Origin of the sequence: Vibrio tapetis subsp. tapetis (assembly GCF_900233005.1) — a bacterium.
Classification (GTDB): Bacteria; Pseudomonadota; Gammaproteobacteria; order Enterobacterales; family Vibrionaceae; genus Vibrio; species Vibrio tapetis.
Map to the genome: position 1 here is coordinate 520,537 of NZ_LT960611.1, position 19,379 is coordinate 539,915.

Annotated in this window: 16 protein-coding genes and 2 pseudogenes; 8 read left to right on the forward strand and 10 right to left on the reverse strand. The window is 44.7% G+C overall.

All coding sequences use genetic code 11. The features are described from left to right. Positions 1–54: 54 nt before the first annotated feature. Positions 55–393: a hypothetical protein gene (locus VTAP4600_RS02435; protein WP_102521333.1), complete on the reverse strand. Its 339-nt coding sequence runs from the start codon at positions 391–393 to the stop codon at positions 55–57. Further along, positions 371–571, reverse strand: coding sequence for a hypothetical protein (locus VTAP4600_RS02440; protein WP_102521334.1), 201 nt, complete (start codon positions 569–571; stop codon positions 371–373). The genes VTAP4600_RS02435 and VTAP4600_RS02440 overlap by 23 nt, the downstream gene beginning before the upstream one ends. A gap of 275 nt (positions 572–846) precedes the next feature. Here VTAP4600_RS02440 and VTAP4600_RS02445 point away from each other — a divergent pair, with 275 nt between their 5' ends. Continuing rightward, positions 847–2,334 carry a DEAD/DEAH box helicase gene (locus VTAP4600_RS02445; protein ID WP_102521335.1) on the forward strand — a complete coding sequence of 496 codons (1,488 nt, stop codon included), beginning with the start codon at positions 847–849 and terminating at the stop codon, positions 2,332–2,334. Positions 2,335–2,374: 40 nt separating this feature from the next. On the opposite strand, the gene VTAP4600_RS02450 is transcribed toward VTAP4600_RS02445, so the two are convergent. Continuing rightward, positions 2,375–4,051 carry a DUF3612 domain-containing protein gene (locus tag VTAP4600_RS02450; protein WP_145958548.1) on the reverse strand — a complete coding sequence of 559 codons (1,677 nt, stop codon included), beginning with the start codon at positions 4,049–4,051 and terminating at the stop codon, positions 2,375–2,377. 182 nt (positions 4,052–4,233) lie between these two features. On the opposite strand from VTAP4600_RS02450, the gene VTAP4600_RS02455 reads away from it, so the two are divergent. Together VTAP4600_RS02455 and VTAP4600_RS02460 are read left to right on the forward strand one after the other, a co-directional pair. After that, a complete protein-coding gene (locus VTAP4600_RS02455; protein WP_102521336.1) occupies positions 4,234–6,402 on the forward strand; it encodes a malate synthase G in 2,169 nt (722 codons plus the stop codon). Between the two features lie 177 nt (positions 6,403–6,579). Next, complete coding sequence (locus VTAP4600_RS02460) at positions 6,580–8,178, forward strand: isocitrate lyase (RefSeq protein WP_102521337.1); 1,599 nt, start codon at positions 6,580–6,582, stop codon at positions 8,176–8,178. A gap of 153 nt (positions 8,179–8,331) precedes the next feature. Here the strand turns inward: VTAP4600_RS02460 and VTAP4600_RS02465 are convergent, their stop codons facing one another. Continuing rightward, positions 8,332–8,907 (reverse strand): nucleoside triphosphate pyrophosphohydrolase family protein, encoded by a 576-nt coding sequence (locus VTAP4600_RS02465; RefSeq protein ID WP_102521338.1) that lies wholly within the window; start codon positions 8,905–8,907, stop codon positions 8,332–8,334. A gap of 167 nt (positions 8,908–9,074) precedes the next feature. On the opposite strand from VTAP4600_RS02465, the gene VTAP4600_RS02470 reads away from it, so the two are divergent. Continuing rightward, complete coding sequence (locus VTAP4600_RS02470; protein ID WP_102521339.1) at positions 9,075–9,443, forward strand: MmcQ/YjbR family DNA-binding protein; 369 nt, start codon at positions 9,075–9,077, stop codon at positions 9,441–9,443. A gap of 55 nt (positions 9,444–9,498) precedes the next feature. Here VTAP4600_RS02470 and dbpA read toward each other — a convergent pair whose 3' ends face one another. The 5 genes and pseudogenes from dbpA to VTAP4600_RS02495 form a co-directional block, all read right to left on the reverse strand. Continuing rightward, positions 9,499–10,896: an ATP-dependent RNA helicase DbpA gene (gene dbpA, locus VTAP4600_RS02475; RefSeq protein WP_102521340.1), complete on the reverse strand. Its 1,398-nt coding sequence runs from the start codon at positions 10,894–10,896 to the stop codon at positions 9,499–9,501. Between the two features lie 113 nt (positions 10,897–11,009). Further along, on the reverse strand, positions 11,010–11,576 hold the full coding sequence (locus VTAP4600_RS02480; RefSeq protein WP_172443145.1) for a DUF1415 domain-containing protein: 567 nt from the start codon (positions 11,574–11,576) through the stop codon (positions 11,010–11,012). A 48-nt stretch (positions 11,577–11,624) separates the two neighbouring features. Then, positions 11,625–12,281: pseudogene (locus VTAP4600_RS02485) on the reverse strand (MFS transporter); the annotation flags it as partial. Between the two features lie 163 nt (positions 12,282–12,444). Continuing rightward, positions 12,445–13,974 carry a transposase gene (locus tag VTAP4600_RS02490; protein WP_102521342.1) on the reverse strand — a complete coding sequence of 510 codons (1,530 nt, stop codon included), beginning with the start codon at positions 13,972–13,974 and terminating at the stop codon, positions 12,445–12,447. A 121-nt stretch (positions 13,975–14,095) separates the two neighbouring features. Further along, positions 14,096–14,665 (reverse strand): annotated as a pseudogene (locus tag VTAP4600_RS02495) (MFS transporter); the annotation flags it as partial. 134 nt (positions 14,666–14,799) lie between these two features. Here VTAP4600_RS02495 and VTAP4600_RS02500 point away from each other — a divergent pair. Then, a complete protein-coding gene (locus tag VTAP4600_RS02500) occupies positions 14,800–15,672 on the forward strand; it encodes a LysR family transcriptional regulator (protein ID WP_102521344.1) in 873 nt (290 codons plus the stop codon). A gap of 45 nt (positions 15,673–15,717) precedes the next feature. On the opposite strand, the gene VTAP4600_RS02505 is transcribed toward VTAP4600_RS02500, so the two are convergent. Then, complete coding sequence (locus VTAP4600_RS02505; protein WP_102523875.1) at positions 15,718–15,954, reverse strand: glutaredoxin family protein; 237 nt, start codon at positions 15,952–15,954, stop codon at positions 15,718–15,720. Positions 15,955–16,185: 231 nt separating this feature from the next. On the opposite strand from VTAP4600_RS02505, the gene VTAP4600_RS02510 reads away from it, so the two are divergent. From VTAP4600_RS02510 to rlmF, 3 genes are all read left to right on the forward strand, one after another. After that, positions 16,186–16,887 carry an Hpt domain-containing protein gene (locus VTAP4600_RS02510; RefSeq protein WP_102521345.1) on the forward strand — a complete coding sequence of 234 codons (702 nt, stop codon included), beginning with the start codon at positions 16,186–16,188 and terminating at the stop codon, positions 16,885–16,887. A gap of 22 nt (positions 16,888–16,909) precedes the next feature. Next, the gene (locus tag VTAP4600_RS02515; RefSeq protein ID WP_102521346.1) at positions 16,910–17,764 is read left to right on the forward strand and encodes a response regulator; all 855 of its coding nucleotides are present in this window, start codon (positions 16,910–16,912) and stop codon (positions 17,762–17,764) included. Between the two features lie 94 nt (positions 17,765–17,858). Continuing rightward, positions 17,859–19,091 carry a 23S rRNA (adenine(1618)-N(6))-methyltransferase RlmF gene (rlmF, locus tag VTAP4600_RS02520; protein ID WP_172443051.1) on the forward strand — a complete coding sequence of 411 codons (1,233 nt, stop codon included), beginning with the start codon at positions 17,859–17,861 and terminating at the stop codon, positions 19,089–19,091. The last annotated feature ends 288 nt before the right edge of the window (positions 19,092–19,379 follow it).

The following is a 19,379-nucleotide window of genomic DNA, read 5'->3' on the forward strand; positions in this document are numbered from 1 at the left end:
AACAGTTTACATAAGTTCACTGTGATCTAAGTCGCCAAAATTGGCGTTGATATTTTAGATAGAGAAAGTATTCGCTGAGTTAAAATCATTAAATTTAGATAGTTCGAATCTTATACTTTGGGCCTCGGTTTCTGGCGAGTTTCGAGCTGATTCTGTTTTAATCGTTGCGAGCGAATTTGCATTTTTGTGATCTGAAAAGTCAACATGGGTTTCATCTCCCTGTTTTTGTACAACCTGATTGTTTGCACTATTTCGATCTGAAACCACATCATTACTTGGCGTGTAACTAATATAGGCTGCCGTAATGGCGGCTGACAGGTAAAATGCCAACCCCGTTTGTTTACGTAATGCTCGCTTGAATCGGGTACGTTTACTTTCTGCTGATATCTTCATAATCGCCCTCAATCACATTTGAATCAGAATTGAACGGTTGCTGCTTTTGCATTTTACTTTGTAGGCGTTTGCCCGTAATTAACGCTGCAATGCCAATAAACACAGCCATGAATAGGCCAGTAAACAAAGTGATAAGACCAACAAACAGTGAAGCAACAGTAAGTAATATTCTTTTCATAGTTCCTCATAAATCAATAAAGCTAACAATTTGTAGCTATTAGGGACTATCTTAAACAGAGTAACCTGAATGGCAGATGAACTGTTTGTTCAAGTTCATTGGTGTTTCTTTAAGGTAATCGTTAAAAATGTTCAATTCAGCGTGCACTAAGACGCTAATCGTTGGCTAATTTGGGCTTAGGTCACAATTGTGTTGCTGTTCAAGGGTAAAAGGCGCAAAATGGCGCACTTTTGTTGAGCACTTTCAACTAATTTCCAGTTAACTGAGATTTTTATATGAGTTTTTCCTCTTTGGGGCTATGCCCATCTATCCTGAAAGCAATTGAAGAACAAGGCTATGATAAGCCGTCGCCGATCCAAGAAAAGGCGATCCCTGCAGTAATTTCAGGTCAAGATGTCATGGCAGCTGCGCAAACAGGTACGGGTAAAACTGCCGGTTTTACATTGCCGATACTAGAGCGTTTAGCAAAAGGCCAGAGAGCAAAAAGCAATCATGTTCGTGCTTTGGTATTAACACCAACTCGTGAACTAGCGGCTCAAGTAAATGGCAGTGTTGTAAAATACGGTAAATATCTAAACCTAAGTTCAAACGTTATTTTTGGTGGCGTAAAAGCGAACCCACAAATGATGAAACTGCGTCAAGGTTCAGATGTATTGGTTGCAACGCCGGGCCGTTTGATGGATCTGCATCAGCAAAATGCGGTTAAGTTTTCTCAAGTAGAAGTGTTGGTTCTAGATGAAGCCGACCGTATGCTTGATATGGGTTTCATTCGCGATATTCGCAAAATCCTTAACTTGCTACCAAAGAATCGTCAAAACTTGCTGTTCTCAGCGACGTTTTCAGACAGCATTCGTGAACTGGCTAAAGGCTTGGTTAAGAACCCGGTTGAAATTTCAGTTAGCCCGCGTAACGCAACAGCAAAAACCGTTGAGCAGTTTATCTACCCAGTAGACAAAAAACGTAAAGCTCCGGCTTTGGCTCGTTTAGTGAAAGACAATAACTGGCAACAAGTGCTGGTATTCTCTAGAACAAAACACGGTGCCAATAAACTGAGTAAATTTTTAGATGACGAAGGTATTTCATCTTCTGCAATTCACGGTAATAAGAGCCAAGGCGCACGTATTAAAGCGTTAGAAGGCTTTAAGAATGGCGATGTTCGTGTTCTTGTTGCAACCGATATTGCAGCGCGTGGTCTTGATATTCCACAACTTCCGCAAGTGGTTAACTTCGATTTACCAAACATTGCAGAAGACTACGTACACCGTATTGGACGTACCGGCCGTGCTGGTGAGTCTGGTAAAGCGTATTCTTTAGTGTGTGCTGATGAAGCCGATGACTTGTTTGGTATTGAGCGCTTAATTCAAAAGCTGATCCCACGTGTTGAACTGGAAGGTTTTACGCCAGTTAATACACTGCCAGAGTCGCGTTTGAATAGCCGTCCAGTCAAAGCGAAAAAGCCGAAGAGAGATCATTCAAGAAATGATCATCAAGATGGTCAACGTTCTGGTGAAGCAAGACGCGGTCATAAACCTGCGGGCAAAAATAAGCGACACTTTGGTCACAATGCTAGCCAATCTTCTGGTAACTCAAAAGAAGGTGGTGAAGCAACGTCAAGTGATCACAAGAATAACGGCAGCAACTTTAAAAAATCGCCAAAGCCGGCAGGCCAAGGTAAACCACGTTCAGGTAATAAGCCTAGTGGAAATGGTAATGGCCAACAGCGTCGCCGTAAGCCACAGCAAAATGCGAAGCCAGCTCAGTAAACAACTTAGCTAGCCCTTAAAAAAACATTCAAGCAGTAACCTAGGTTGCTGCTTTTTTTGTGCCTGTCGCTTTTGCATCATCACCGCTGAGTGCGATGGCGCTTTTCGTCCTATTACCACTTGTGGCAGATTGAATCGCTTTCACGTCAATGGCTTTGGCTTTTTCGGCGCGCTTTTTGGCATAACATTTCGGTTTTCTTGGACACTGCGCACCGCGAGAACAAATCAAACGAGCGCGGTTATCTATGCCGCGTTCAATCCAGTTAATGTTCAAAATACGCGCTACCGTCATAAGAAGCTTACGTACTTTTAACGGAATAACGGCAGTGCCTCCATTTTCGACACAAGCGTCTTTCAAAATGTTCGCGATGGCGACCGCGTCGTGACCTTGCGCTGAAATCGCAGGGTTTAGATCAACACCGCTGCACAAAACGTGCGGGTTCCCGGCCAAATCTTGAACCTTAACCGACTCACAGCAGTAGATGTGAGGCACATTGTTTTGATGAAGGATCGAAATTTGAGCAACACTGGTATTGAAGTCTTTGTCTTTGGTGACCATGCGGAAAACCGACCAATGCTGGCACGGATCTTCTACCATTTTCATGTTGCCCCACGGTAGAGGAATGCCATTTCCTCGATACACGGCTTTAAGCTTCCCAGGATTATACGCATCAAAATAATGCCAATGAGGATAAGGCGAAACCGCGGTCATACGGCGCATTACAATCGACTCAGACACGCCAGCAAGCTTAGCGACACTTAACTCATAACCGTTACGATCAAGCAATTGCCTGAACGGCACGCGAGGGCAGAGCAGAGCACCTGCAAAAAACGAACACTCAAAATCACGCCATGCATGTAGGATTTTGGTTGAATCTAGCTCAACCGATCCTTGTTTCTCATCTCGAATGCCATAACTTGGGTTACTGTCTGCCACCACCATACTTTTTTCACCATCACCATCGTGCAATACCATATGGCCGATGTTAACGGCTAAATCGTATTTCAGCCTGATCTCGTCTTTCTTGAGCATCGTATTAAGGTGCAAGGTGTTAGGCGCTTCAAAATAAGACCGAACCACACGCTGTCGCTCAGTCGAATCCGCTTTGTTTTGCAGTGTACCGCGAACATTGTCGTCGGTGACGCTTTGCGGTGCTTCTTTAAACCACTTTATGTTCAAGCCAATATCAGTACAGATCTCCATTAAATCGGGAACGCTTAATGGCATGCGCTTTTTGCCGACTTCTTCTGCAGCACGCTCTAGATCGGGGAAGTGGTTTTGATGATGCTCTTGGTGAGCACGAATTAATAGGTGAGCAAATTGCCTACCGGTAGTTCCGGTTTGTGCCAGCATTTCTGGAATGGCTATTTGTAGAATTTCATTGGAAAACAAAAAGCTTGGCTCAAGAGCCATTCCGCGAATACCGCCGCGAGTGCCTTTTTCTGGCACCATGTCTTGCTGCTCCTCGGCATCATCGAGAAACCATTTCACTTCTTTTTGAAAAACGGCGGCGATCACTTCCAACATTTCTTCACTCGGAACGCGTTTTCCACGTTCAATCATCGAAAGATAAGAAACTGATGGCGCGTACTCAGCGTCGAGTTTTATACACCTTGAAGACAGATCATCCAAAGTTAAATGGTTACGTTTCCGTAGGTTACGTATCTTTGTGCCTAGAAAATGCGACTGACGGAATAGACTTTTGTTTGTTTTCATATTGTAAAATTCACACTGTGTAATTTTCTTTGTGAAATTTTAGTTATTTTTTAGTTAAAGTAAAAGCGTAAAAGATAACAAGTGAGCAATTAGTATCCAAATAGAGAACTAAGTCACTGAATGAGAAAGTTAACTCGATGAGAACAACATCGAATCAAGGATGAAAAGGAAGGAAGGAAGCCATGAACTTACCACTTACCAAGGAATGTCAAATCCATCAGGGCTTCTATCAGTTTGTGAACAAAGAAGTGTTGCCGCTAACGGGAATGAATGCCGACAAGTTTTGGCAAGATCTTACTAACCTGGTAAACGATCTTACGCCAACGAATCAGGCTTTGTTGCAAACGCGTAGTGACTTACAAACTCAAATAAATGAGTTCCACAAACAACACCGTTCATTCAGTTCAGAGCAGTATCGAGTATTTTTAACAGAAATCGGTTACCTACAAGAAGAAGGTGAAGATTTCTTAATTGAAACAGAAAACGTTGATGACGAAATTGCAACAATTGCTGGCCCACAACTGGTCGTGCCCGTAAAAAACGCACGCTTTGCTTTGAATGCAGCAAATGCACGATGGGGCAGCTTATATGACGCACTGTATGGCACTGACGTAATTAATCAAAAAGAAGCAGGCTTGCAACCGGGTAAAAAATACAACCCGGCTCGTGGCAAGCGCGTAATTGGGTACGCAAAAGACTTTTTAGACCAAGCATTTCCACTGAGTGAGGGATCTCATCACGATGTTGAAAGCTACACCGTATATTTCAAAAACCTGTTGGCTTATTTCCCTGATGGCAGCCAGACCGGACTTAAAAAACCGGGACAATTTGTGGCTGCCAATTCTTTAGAAAGCGAACCAACGTCAATTGTTTTGAGAAACAACGGTCTGCACGTAGAAATTATCATTGATAGCGCAGGAGCAATCGGCAGCCAAGACTTAGCGAGTGTCAACGACATTCAAATTGAATCAGCCATGTCTACCATCATGGACTTTGAAGACTCCATTGCAGCGGTAGATGCAGAAGATAAGGTAGATGCTTACCGAAATTGGTTAGGGTTAGTTACGGGGTCACTATCTGCACAGTTTAGTAAAGGTGGCGAAACTCTAACAAGAAGAATGAATAAAGACCGCACTTTTACAGGAAAAAGAGGAGAGGACTACACCCTTCATGGTCGTTCGCTACTGTTAATCCGAAATGTAGGCCACTTGATGTGCAGTGACTTGATGATAAATGCAGAAGGTGAAGAAACACCAGAAGGCATTGTAGATGCCGCAGTAACCGCATTAATTGCGAGTATCGAGCTTAAAAATCGTGAAGCATGCCGAGTACAAAATAGCCGTACAGGAAGCATCTATATTGTAAAACCCAAAATGCATGGGCCTCAAGAAGTGGCGTTTTCATGTGAATTGTTTGGCCGAGTTGAACAAATGCTAGGCCTAAAAGAAAACACAATAAAAATAGGCATCATGGATGAAGAGCGTCGTACCTCTTTGAACCTGAAAGCCTGCATCCGAGAAGCGAAGTCTCGAGTGGTATTCATCAATACCGGATTTTTAGACCGTACTGGTGATGAGATTCACACCAGCATGCAAGCAGGACCATTTTTGCCAAAAGGTGAGATTAAGAACCAACCTTGGATCAGCGCATACGAGCAAAATAACGTCGCCATTGGCCTTGCGTGTGGTTTCTCAGGCAGAGCACAAATTGGTAAAGGCATGTGGGCAATGCCAGATGAAATGTCGCAAATGATGCAACAAAAAATCGCTCACCCGCAGTCTGGCGCAACAACTGCTTGGGTGCCATCGCCAACAGCTGCAACATTGCACGCATTGCATTACCACCAAATGAGCGTAACGGAGCAGCAACAAGCACTTGAATTCGACCGCCCAGCACTACGCAAGCAAATGCTGAAAATTGCCTTAATGCCACAAGAGACACAGCTATCACAACAAGATGTAGAGCGTGAATTAGAGAACAACATTCAAGGCATTCTAGGGTACGTAGTTCGTTGGATTGAAATGGGCGTTGGCTGTTCAAAAGTGCCAGACATCAACGATGTGGGGTTAATGGAAGACCGAGCAACACTGCGAATTTCGAGCCAACACATTGCCAACTGGTTAACGCACAAAGTGTGCAGCAACAGCCAAGTAGAAACCATTCTTGCTCGTATGGCAAAAGTGGTAGACGAACAAAATGCGGGGGCACCAGGTTACATAAACATGACCCCAGATATTGAAGACAGCCTTGCCTATCAAGCAGCAAGAGCCCTGATTTTTAAAGGCGCGGCACAACCAAGCGGTTACACCGAACCATTATTGCACGACTATCGTCGGAGAGCTAAAAGCTAAAAGCTAAAAGCTAAGTACTAAAGGCGAAGTACTAAAAGCGAAGTGAAGAGCCTAGAGCCTAGAGCCTAGAGCTTAGAACTTAGCACTTAGAGTTTAGGACTTCGAACTTCGAACTTAAAACCAACAACGTCAACGGATTCTAACAAGTCCACCAAGTGAAGCTAAAGAGGGAATACCATGGAAAATTACAGAACGGAAACTAACAACGCAGCGAACACTATCGAGCAGCAAGGCCAAACTTGGGCGGCGATTAACCCTGAATACGTAGCTCGTATGCGTTTGCAAAATCGCTTTCACACAGGTCTAGATATTGCTAAATACACAGCAAAAATCATGCGTGAAGATATGGAATCTTACGACCAAGATTCGGCTAAATACACTCAGTCTCTAGGTTGCTGGCATGGTTTTATCGGCCAACAAAAAATGATTTCGGTTAAGAAGCACTTTGAAACGACTCGCGGTCGCTACCTTTACCTTTCAGGTTGGATGGTTGCAGCGCTTCGTTCAGAGTTTGGTCCACTGCCTGACCAATCAATGCACGAAAAAACCACCGTACCTATGTTGATTGAAGAGCTTTATACGTTCCTAAAACAAGCGGATGCTCGTGAGCTTAACCACCTATACAAAGATCTAGACGCAGCACGCGCTTCCGGTGATACGGTAAAAGCGCAAGCGGTTCAAAATCAAATCGACAACTTTGAAACACACGTTGTGCCAATTGTTGCGGATATCGATGCGGGTTTTGGTAACGAAGAAGCAACTTACCTTCTAGCGAAGAAAATGATTGAAGCGGGTGCGTGCTGTATTCAAATTGAAAACCAAGTATCAGATGCAAAACAATGTGGTCACCAAGACGGTAAAGTAACGGTTCCACATGAAGATTTCTTAGCGAAAATCAATGCGGTTCGTTACGCATTCCTAGAAATGGGCGTTGATGATGGGGTTATCGTTGCGCGTACCGATTCACTAGGAGCTGGTCTTACGCAAAAAATCCCGGTGTCTCAATCTCCTGGTGATTTGGCTGAGCAATACAACGCATTCATCGATGGCCAAGAAATTACGTCTTTGTCTGAGCTAGAAACCGGCGATATGGTTCTGAAGCAAGGTGAGCAATACATTAAACCGACGCGTCTTCCAAACGGTTTGGTTCGCTTTAAGCCAGATACAGGCGAAGATCGTGTGGTTCTTGATTGCATTACTTCGTTGCAAAACGGTGCGGATCTACTTTGGATTGAAACAGAAAAACCAAACGTAGAGCAAATTGCAGGCATGGTTAACCGTATTCGTGAAGTAATTCCAAATGCGAAACTGGTTTACAACAACAGCCCATCGTTTAACTGGACAATGAGCTTCCGTCAGCAAATCTTTGATGCATGGAATGAAGAAGGTAAAGACGTATCAGCGTATGACCGTAATCAACTGATGAGCAGCGTATACGATGAGTCTGACCTAGCAAGAGCAGCGGATGAGAAAATCCAAAGCTTCCAACGTGATGCAGCGCGAGATGCGGGTATTTTCCACCACCTAATCACGCTACCAACGTACCATACCGCTGCGCTTTCAACAGATAACCTAGCGAAAGACTACTTCGGTGAGCAAGGCATGTTGGCTTACGTTAAAGAAGTTCAACGTAAGGAAATTCGTCAGTCATTGGCATCGGTTAAACACCAAGATATGTCAGGCTCTAACATTGGTGATGACCATAAAGAGTACTTCTCTGGTGAACAGGCACTGAAAGCGTCCGGTGAAAACAATACGATGAACCAGTTTGCTTAACCGCAAGGTCGCGTAAGCGAAAGCTAACAGAAGTTTAAGAATAAGAATGGAGAGGGGTGTGCGTTAATCGCCAGCCAATAATGCACTGAGACTTCATTGTTAAAAAGCCAACCTATTATCAGGTTGGCTTTTGTTTTTTCTGTAAGCTTTTGGTTATTTAACCAGCTTTGCCAAATCAGCAGGGCGGTAGTAAACCGATTTCAAAACCTTGCCTTGGCGAATGGTTTTGCTGTCTGTTGTTACGTCTTTCGCACATTTGGCGATAACGTAATTGCCTTTAGTCACAGACATCAGTTCAATATCTTGCTTCGCGTAGAATTCTTGCGTGTCTAAAAATTCCTGCTCATTGCGGCATACTTTGCTCATGTTGCTAGAGTGAACTTCATCCCAGCAAGGTGTGAAGTCAATACCACGATTGGCAGCAACGTGAAGCAATAGATCGATCAAGTAGCTAATGGCAAGGTTGTCTTCCATTTTGCTGTGGCCTAAATGCACTAGGCGACCAACCAAAACATAAACAGAATCGATGATGGCATCGGCTTGCTCTACTTTACAGTCAGCTTCTGCAAGTTCAGTTAGCTCTTCAATCGCAAGAGATGAATGCAGTTGATCCGCTTTAGCATCAAGGCTTGCCGCATCGTTCACAGGAAGATCGAACGTTGAACGGAATTCCGTGATGTCGCGGTAAAGATGATCGTACAGTTCTTGCGTAAGTAGAGTCAGTTGCATAGTTTTGAGTTCCAAAATTTTTTCCGAATACTAGCAGATTAAGGCTATTGAGATAACCGTCTGCATCAACTTTTTTAGTTAAACCGATTTAAAATCCCGTTTGATCAAGGCAGTATGATCATCTGAAGGAATGACGGATCTTAGGCTGAGTAAAAGGGAACACGAAAATGACGAGTATTATTAATGAACAAGCGTTAACCGACTACGTATTAGAGTCTCGCGGAAGTGAGCAAAGTTACCCGTTTGGCCCTGACGCCGCGGTATTCAAAGTGCGCGACAAGATGTTTGCGCTGATTGCTTTTCATAAGGAAAAACTGTGCATCACATTGAAAGCCACTCCCGCAGATGTAGAAGTACTCACTGAACAATTTGATGCGATTATTCCCGGATATCATATGAACAAAAAGCATTGGATTACCGTGACCGTCGAAGGTGACGTGAGCGAAGGCATGATCCAAGATTTGGTGGATGGGTCTTATAAGCTGGTGGTGTCTAAATTGCCAAAGGTTCAGCGTGAGGCTTTATTGGTAAAATAAACTGACCCAGCAGGGCGCTAGGTCAGTCATAAAGATCACTCATTACAGCGGGTGTTTAGTAGCGCTTTTGAGACAAGTAGCGTACGCGGAACTGCTTGCCTTTCAGTTTACCTGCTTCCAATTTCTTGAATGCTTTTTTCGCTACGCTTTTTTTCACTGCAACATATGCGCTCACTGCCGTGACATTGATTTTACCAACGTCTGTGCCTGCAATGCCGTTTTCGCCAGTCAGTGCTCCTAAAATGTCACCTGGGCGTACTTTGTCTTTCTTGCCGCCGTCGATTTGCATCGTGATCATCTGAGCTTGGTACGGTTCGTTATCTAAGTACTTCTCGCTAGGCAGCGCTGAAGGCATGATAGCGGTGTCCATGTACTCATCAATTTGAGCCACTTTGTAGCTTTCTTTTTCGGTAAACAGGCTACATGCAATGCCTTTCGCGCCAGCACGGCCAGTACGACCAATGCGGTGAACGTGCGTTTCTGCGTCACGTGCCAATTGGAAGTTGATGACCGCATCTAGGTTTTCAACGTCTAGGCCACGAGCCGCGACGTCTGTTGCAACTAAGATAGAAGCACTCTTGTTTGCAAACTGAAGTAACGCTTGGTCACGTTCACGTTGTTCTAAGTCACCATGTAACGCGATAACACTAAAGCCGTAGTGTGCCAGTTCATCGGCCACTTCTTGCGCGTCTTTTTTCATGTTACAGAACACAACCGCAGATTCAGGTTGGTGCTGAAGAAGAAGTAAACGGGTTACATCCAGACGGTGTTCGAAGTCGTCTACTTTGTAAAAACGCTGTGCAATGGTCGAGTTATCATGTGTCGCTTCTACTTTAATCAGCGTTGGCTTGTTCATGATACGTTTAGCAACAGACTCAATGGCTGTTGGGTACGTTGCACTAAATAGCAGTGTTTGGCGATCGGTGGGTGCTTCATCAATGATGGCATCAAGAGCATCTTGAAAGCCCATTTCTAACATGCGATCGGCTTCATCAAGCACTAACGTGTTCAATTCGCTTAAATCGATGCGATCTTTTTGTAGGTGATCCAGAATACGGCCCGGCGTACCAACCAAAATATGAGCGCCATGTTCTAAAGAACCAATTTGCGGGCCCATTGGCATGCCGCCACATAATGTCAGCACTTTAATGTTGTGAACCGCACGAGCCAGTTTACGAATTTCTTTTGCCACTTGGTCTGCAAGCTCACGAGTTGGGCATAGCACCAAGGTTTGTACGCGGAAGCGCTTCACATTCAAATTCTGTAGAAGACCAAGACCAAACGCAGCCGTTTTACCCGAGCCAGTTTTACCCTGACCAATCACGTCTTTTCCATCAAGGATAAGAGGCAGGCTTTCGGCCTGAATTTGTGTCATGTGCTCGTAACCTAAAGAATCAAGGTTGCTGGCTAATTCAGGTTTCAGGTTTAGTTGAGAAAACGGTAATTGGCTCAAAGTGGCTTCCTACTGTGGTACAAAAGAATATGGATGTGGAAAGTAACGACCTACAGGCAATATTGCAAACGTTAATTGGTCTAAAACAACAAATAACTCCCCGAGGCTTAGCATTAACTTAATAAGTAAGGAAACAGCTTACGTCTTTCTTCTGGGGTGAGCGATTCTACTCGAGCGATATTGGTATCGGGAATGGCTTCAGGGTTAGGGTAATGCTTCAATACTCTTGCCATACTTTCTTCACGGATCAAGTGAAACAAAGGATACGGAGAGCGGTTGGTGAGGTTCTCTGCGTCTTCTGGTTCTGTGCCACCAAAGCAATAATCTGGATGAAACGTCGCAACTTGGAAAATACCATCCCAGCCTTGTTGTTTGATTAACGCTTCAACCCAATCAATGAACAAGTTGTAGTCGAAGAAGTCTTGCAACATGTCTGGCACGGTAACAATCGTGGTTTCAAGAACGTCCGCTTCCGTTGAATCCAGTTCCATCAGCCACGCCAAAATGTCTTCAAGCAGCGCTTGTTCTTCGGTTGCGTGACTGATCGCAATTTTGATCTGCTTATTGCGGTTTGGTTTGGCGGCAAATGGGCAAAGATTAAGCCCAATAACGACATCCTCAAGCCATTGGTTTACTTGAGCATGAATGTTTTGATCTTCCGGTGTCATGGTGGTTGGCATAAAACGGTACTTTCTCATTGGAATTATGCCGCAAAGGGTAGCATAGCTTTAGCACTGTTGCGGAGACATTCCTTTGTTCGCCGCGAGTACATATTGATTTAAACGCCAACACAAGCCATAGATACCTAAATACAACAGACTAGCGCCTTCAATGACCGATAACCAACCGCCATGCTGCCAGCAGAAAATTAGCCAGAAACCACCAATACTGCCCCCGATATAATAATGAACCAGATAAAGTGCCGTCGCCGTTGCCTTGGCGGTTTTGGCTTGCTGGCTTACCCAACTATAAGCTAAGGAGTGAGTGAAGAACGCGCCAAAACTGACCAGCATTAGCCCACCTAAGATGGCTGGGACGGTTTCAATATACGCCACCAGCATGCCAAGTAAGCTGATGCTGGTGCCGACTACCATGCCTAAAATCTTGCTATGGTTTTGGCTCCATACTCCGCTAAGTCGTGCACTGATGGTGCCGGCGAGATAGCAAAGAAAAATGGTAGAAGCCAAGCTCACTGGCCAGTTGTATGGCGCGGCCGTTAAGCGAAAGCCAGCAACAGAGTAAAGATTCACAAAAAGAGCAAAATTTAAACCACCAATCAGCATCGCTAACAAGAGTTTGGGCTGTTTTAAATGCTCGATAACGCTTTTGTTGTGGTGGAAGAACAAACCGCGCTGCGGCTTAAAGTGACGTTGAAGCTGTAGAATTTCTCGATTTTTCACCGATTTCCCATGTTTTTATCGTCATTAATCCTACTGGCAACGGCGTAAATACTGCTCGATGGTAGCGGCCTTTATCATGGTAAGGAAAGATAGAGCGACAGGATGAGAGTTAATTTGGGTTTTTCGCTGATTTTAGAGGTTTTACCCTCTAGATGATGCAATTCCGTAGCTTTTCCATGTTGTGAAGCATGCTGAACATCGCCCATTGGGCGTTCACTTTCTCTTGTCCTCTTAGCGTAAATCGATTCATCTGTTTGTTGACGGTGATGTTGCCAAAAACAGGTTCAACACACCCAAGCCGTTTACTGTATTGCCGCCTTCCTTCTGGGCTATCAATCTTGTCTTTCATGGCTTGCATGTGGTCAAAGTCTTTGGTGTTTTTGTAGATGAAGAAGACTTGTCGACCGACTTGCTTGCCAGGCGGTTTTCTCATGCACAGCGGTTGATGAACGCATTGTCTGCAGTCGTTTAGGTATCCACAAAACTGAGCACCACGCTCTCCACGGATGACGGCGTTCTTGCTGCTCAGCCGCATCATATTTCCTGCAGGGCATCGGCAAGTCATGTCGTCTTGGTTGAACTCGAACATAGAAATGGAGTAACAGGTTTTACCTGTTTTCGAGCGTTTCTTTCGTTTTTTCGCTTGCTCGGTCTGATAGGTTTCACTGTTTTGAAACAGCGGATTACGGCTGCGAAATCCAGTGTCTGCTATGTAACAATCATAAGGAGTCTCAGACAGGAACTTGAGGTTGGTTTTACTATGAAATCCGCTGTCTGCGGTGAACTTGGTGGTGCGCTTTGAGCTGTTGGGTAGCTTCTCTAATTGTTCTTTCAAAGCGAGCACTGCAGGCTTTAATGTTTGCTGTTCACCAACGCTTCCCCACACTTGGCTGTGTAAAATAATTTGGTGCTTGTCATCCGTGATGGCGATGCCGTTATAACCTTGAATCGTACCTTTTGAGGTGGTCATTTTAGCGCTGTCATTGTCCGTGATGTTGCTTTTTACGGGTTTTTTACTGCTGCCCAATTTGTCTTTAGTGCTCGCCAGAAATGAACCTATTTTATCGGCGCTGCTATCAAGCTTTTGTTTTTGTCTTAGGTCTTGTTCGATAACTTCATTTGGGAGCGAATCTTGGCTTTGATGACGCTCGATAATTCGCTGGCTCGCCCGCTGTAGTTTTTCTTTTTTACGGCGAAGCTCTTCGTGTGTGCCACTCCATTCCTTACTGGCATTGGATGAAATTTTACAGCCATCAATAGCAAACATGTTACGGCCTATTAGGCCTTGTTCATCGCATATCATGAGAACCTGAGTGAACAGTGGTTCGATGGTGTCCTTCATTTGTGCGATGAAAGCCGCGATAGTGGTGAAGTGTGGTCGCTCGTCGCCCGATAAGCACATGAAAGTGACATTGTTGATGCAGGCTCTTTCTATGCGTCGGCTAGTTAACATGCCGAGGGAATAGGCGTAAAAAATAACCTTAAGCATGATGGAGGGTGGATAAGCCGCCGCCCCGTTTTTGTCGTTGTGGTAGTGCGCATCAAAGGGCGAGAGGTCGAGGTGGTTATCGACAATGTGGGAAATCGCATACTCAATAGTTCCGGGGATGAGTTGTTCATCGATGATGATAGGGACGAACATGTTTTGGTTCGAGTAATCGGTTTTGAAGTTGGGCATAACCGTGTCTTGTGGCGAATAATTTAGATTAGATCACAAGGAGTTAGTGCGTTCAAGTTCATATCGTGATGAAATGGCGGCAGGATCAGAATTGAGACGGGCGAGGAGAAATTCTACAGCCTCGTTGGGCTGGCAAGGCCTTCATGACGAGCAAGGCTCCGAGTAAAGAGAATACGGCCATTGCGATAACGGCGGTTTGCCAGTTATACCAGTCTGAAACGATCCCACCGAAAATTCGTCCGGCAATGCCGCCAAGGGAGTTGGCGCTAACGTAAGTGCCCACGGCTAAAGCCAGTGCTTTAGGGCTAAACTCTTCCGCCATATAGGCAACCGCCACGGCGGCAAACCCAGCGAGTGCCACACCCATGGCTCCGCGAGCGAGAGATAACCCCACAATACTGGTACTAAGTAACATGGTTAGGCCAACCACAGGCAATAGAAATAGACTAAGCAGCATCACAAATCGACGCCCTATCATTTCCGAGCAGACAGCCCACGGCACAAGACACACCGCTAAGGTCAGCGTACTAGAAGCTTGCAGCCAATTAACTTGCGTTGCAGACACCGAAAAGGCATCGGCCATTAACGGAAGCATGGGTTGAAATAAATAGAGATTACAAAAAACCAAAAAAGACCCAAAGGCGAGGGCAAAGCTGACGCGGCGGTAAGCGGGCGTTTTAGGTTCTATCATAATGGGCTTAAGTTGGCTGGAATATGTGATCAGGTTATCAAAGTGTTTTTGATATATAAAATATATTGTAATTATTGCATCGATAATAAAAGTATATCGATAGGGCGACACTGTCGACTTTGGAGGAACGTGAATTGGAAAGCAAACCGTTACGCTATTTTTTAGCCGTACACAAAACGGGTAACATGACGCAAGCCGCACGAGAGCTGCATATTGCTCAGCCTGCATTAAGTGTCGCGATTAAAAAGCTCGAAACCCAGCTAGATGTGCGCTTGTTTCGCCGAGATGAACGAACCATGGCGCTGACCCAAGAAGGGGAAGTGCTGTTGCCGTATGCGAAGCGTGTGATTCAACAGTTAGATGACGCCCACCTTGCAATGCAAGAGCTTAAGGGGCTTGAAAAGGGCGAAGTAAAACTCGGTGTACCAAGCATGATGGGCTCTTATTACTTTCCTGAAATATTGATGGGCTTTAAATCTCGATACCCAAAATTAAAACTCACGATGGTAGAGGCGGGCGCACAATCTTTGCGCAAAATGTTATTAGATGGGGAACTCGATATAGCGGTTATCCTAAATGAAGACATTCCATTGTCGCTTGAAACCGATTCAATATTAACGTCCGAGATGGTCGCCGTTACTTCTCCTACGCATCCCTTGGCCCAAAAAAAACACATCAGTTACCAAGAGTTTTTCTCACAAGAGCTGGTGATGTTTAAAGCTGGGTACTTTCATCGTGAATTTATTGATGAGGTTTGTGTTACGCAGGGTTACCAGCCACATTTTTCGTTTGAAACTAACCTCGTGCCAATGATCCTCAAGATCGTCAAACAAGAATTTGCGATTACCGCTTTGCTTAAACTTGTTACAGACAACGAAGCGGATGTGGTTGGAATTTCATTTGAACAGCCTGTCTATCTTGATCTCGCGCTGGCATGGCGTAAAACAGGCTATTTATCGATTGCAGAACGGACGTTCATTGAATACGTCAAAACTCAAACTCATTAGAGGCTTCTGCCTAGGTTATAGAGCATCGACGTATGCGCTGAACGGTTAGTTCGAAGAACTGTTGTACATCTTGTCGAAGTTCTTCTGATTCCATCCGACCATGACTTGATCGCCAATTTTTAACACAGGAATTGAACGGGCGCCCATCGCTTGAAGCTCCTTACGTCCTCTTTGCATTTTCGCATTGGTCAAACGGTAACTGATTTTCTTAGAATCAAGATAACGTTGTGCGTCTTTACAATGTGGGCATTTGTCGCTGATGTACAAAACAACTCTTTTCATGATCGTCTCTCTTTCGCTTTGAGGGCGAGATTCTAGCCTAAAGTCGCATAGGGAAAAAGCCTTACTAGGTCTATGCTGGTAAAAAGTGCAGTGAACAATATGCCACTGTAGAGATATACGAGCACAATTTTGCTCATTGGCTATGCTTATAGAGATTGCTTCTTCAAGTGAGTATGGCTCTGACAGCCCTGTGTATAATTTGATGTTGGCGAACAATGGTGCAGATACCAAATGACGAATCATTTAACGAATGCAATAAACCGCAATGATGAACTGGCTTCACCGCTAGAGTCGGTGAGTGGGCTCAACACTTCTGACGCCATGGCGAGGTTCGGCAACAACAGCAACATTTACCATGATCTCTTAAGTCAATGGATAGAGAGTGAACGTGACTTTAATGTGCGTATTACCTCAGCCATGTTGCAGCATGACTACCAATCCGTCGCCATGTACTTGCATACGTTAAAGGGTACCAGCGCTAATTTGGGCGCGATGAGTATTTCTGATAAAGCCCGAGAATTGGAATTCTTATTAAAAGCCAACCCGAGAGGCGAACGCATCACTGAAAAACTTGGGCAACTCTCGAGTGATCTTTCGTTCTTTTTTGAACAACTCAATGGAATTATTCAAACGGAAGAACAGAAAATCAACGGCTCATCTCAAAAAAGCACAAGCGGTATTAGTCACTGGGCTGAGGGGCATTTCGGTGCTCAAACAGACGATCCAACCCAGGTGCGACGAGTTTTAAATGAGCTGCTTCATTTCTTAGATAATTACGACACGTGCGCCATTGAGTATGTTGAACGGCATTACACCGAACTAGATTATGCCTTAGGAGGCGAGCAGTTTGAGTTTTGCTACAAGCGCATCCATCAGTGTGATTTCGAAGCCGCAGGCAAAACGCTACGCCAGCTATGGCCAGAATTAGAGTAAATTTAACTTAGGTGAACAGACAATGGTTCAAGCAAAGAAATCGAAAACCGTATTGGTTGTGGACGATACCGCAGATAACCGGACACTGCTTACGCAAATATTGAAAGACGACTATAGAGTGTTGGCCGCTGTCAGTGGTTTGCAAGCCATAGAGCTGTGTGAACGGTTTATGCCCGATCTGGTGTTACTTGATGTCGTTATGCCAATGATGGACGGATACGACGTGTGCTTAAGGCTGAAAAACAACCCGATAACGGCGGGTATTCCGGTTGTGTTTTTGACTGCGCGATCGCAAATAGAAGACGAACAACGAGGCTTTGATGTTGGTGCCGTTGATTACATTCAAAAGCCGTTGAGCCCGCCAATCCTACTCGCTCGTGTGAATACGCATTTGAAGTTAAAAATGAGTATGGAACGTTTAGAGCAGCAAAAAGATGAGCTGGAGCTACGCATACGAGAGCGAACTCGTGAACAAGATATATTACAACAAGCGATCATGACCGCAATGGCGTCGTTGGCTGACGCGCAATACAGTGGCAGCCAGCAAAAGCGCCGGGTACGAATTCAGAAATACGTCAAGTTATTAGCCGAGCACGTGGGAAACGACAGGCATCTTTCCTCGGTTGTTGCTGATCAAATCCCGTTGAACTCGCGTTTAATGGTGGTGGCCGAAGTTTACGACGTTTTGATTTCCTCCAAGAGTTTACCTGTGGTGTTGGATCATGATAAAGCAGTAGAAGTGCTGTTGTCGTCGGCTGGCAATTATTTTGATAGTGAAGTAATAGAAGCTTTTTTGTTGGTCGAACAACAGTTAGCTCTTATTGCCTTAGAGTATGCTGAGCAGGATGAAAGTAAAAAAATCAGTGCGAAAACTTAGCCGCTTTCGTAGCTTTATCTTTGATACCCAGTACAATAGCGCGCTCCTAGTATTTACCTCATGTTTAGGCTTATGCCGTTGAAGATGAGGCAAATTGTCTCGTCCTATATTGAAATTCGTTATTATGCCTAAATCTGCGCCTAAAAAAGCTTCGACCACTCATTCCTCTTCAAAACGTCCTACTAGTAAGGGATCGGCTCCTAACAAAAGATCGCCAGCGAAAGCGGGTTCTAATAAGGGCAGTAAGAGCCTGAATAAAAATGCCGGCAATAGCAAGGCTCCGAGCAAAAGAGCGGCACCGAAGGTTTCTCTAAAAGGGGCGGATGACGAGTTATTTGACCTTGGTGAACACGTGAAAACGGTGACCATGACAGAGCTGCACTCTCGCAACGATCACACAGGCCGTTACGACTTTGCTAAATTAGTGGAAGCCTTACCGGGGCTCGCGCCGTTTACAATCGATAATCTTCGCGGTGATACGTCGATCAATTTCTCAGATGACGAATCGGTAAAAATGCTCAATAAAGCCTTACTGGCCTTGCATTATGGCGTTAACGTGTGGGATATCCCTACGGGTTATTTATGCCCACCCATTCCAGGCCGTGTCGATTACGTTCACCACATTGCGGACCTATTGGCTCAATGCAATAAAGGCAAAGTGCCTATGGGTACTAAAGTGACAGGGTTAGATATCGGCGCGGGTGCTAACGCGATTTACCCGATAGTGGCATCAAGCCGTTATAAGTGGGGCATGGTGGGCAGTGATATAGACCCTATTTCAGTAGAGAACGCGCAAAATATTGCTCGTGATAACGCTCACTTAGCTCAGAAGCTGCAATTTAGGCAACAAGAAAACAGTCAGCATTTTTTCGCCAATATCATTAAAGATGGCGAGTTTTATGACTTTACTATTTGTAACCCTCCATTCCATGCGTCTCAGGATGAAGCAAACAAAAGCTCGCAAAGAAAACTGCAAAATTTGGTGATAAACCGAGAAAAACGCGGTCAGAAACCAGAACCTGCCAAACAATCAGCGCTGAACTTTGGCGGCCAGAACGCAGAATTATGGTGTAAGGGCGGAGAAGAAACCTTTATTCGTAATATGGCTTTTGAAAGTGCTGATTTCAAAAATCAATGTTTGTGGTTTACAACACTCATTTCGAAGAAGGAAAACGTTCGTCAGTTAACTCGCGCTTTAGATAGCATCGGGGTGACGAATATCCACGTAGTAGAAATGAAACACGGTCAAAAAATTACCCGCTTTGTCGCATGGAGTTTCTTAACACCGGCGCAGCAACAATTGTGGGCGAGCGCCAAGTGGAAGTAACCACCTATATAGTTAAGTCATAGCACCGTATTGGTGATAACAGTTAGCGAGTGACACCTTGCTAACTGTTCCTTCCTATCAAACCTAGCTGCTCCGATGTCCGCTCAGTATGAAATTTTCAGCCGTTAGCTCCGTTCTTACTAGGTATAGTTATCTATATACGTGGCAGGACAGGGGAGCCAATGCGCGATATTGAAATCTACTTGCCTTGCGATCCAGATTGGTTTTGTGACGGGCTTTTAACCGTTTTTATGGCGATATTTGGTGTGGCCTTAACCATTTTTATTG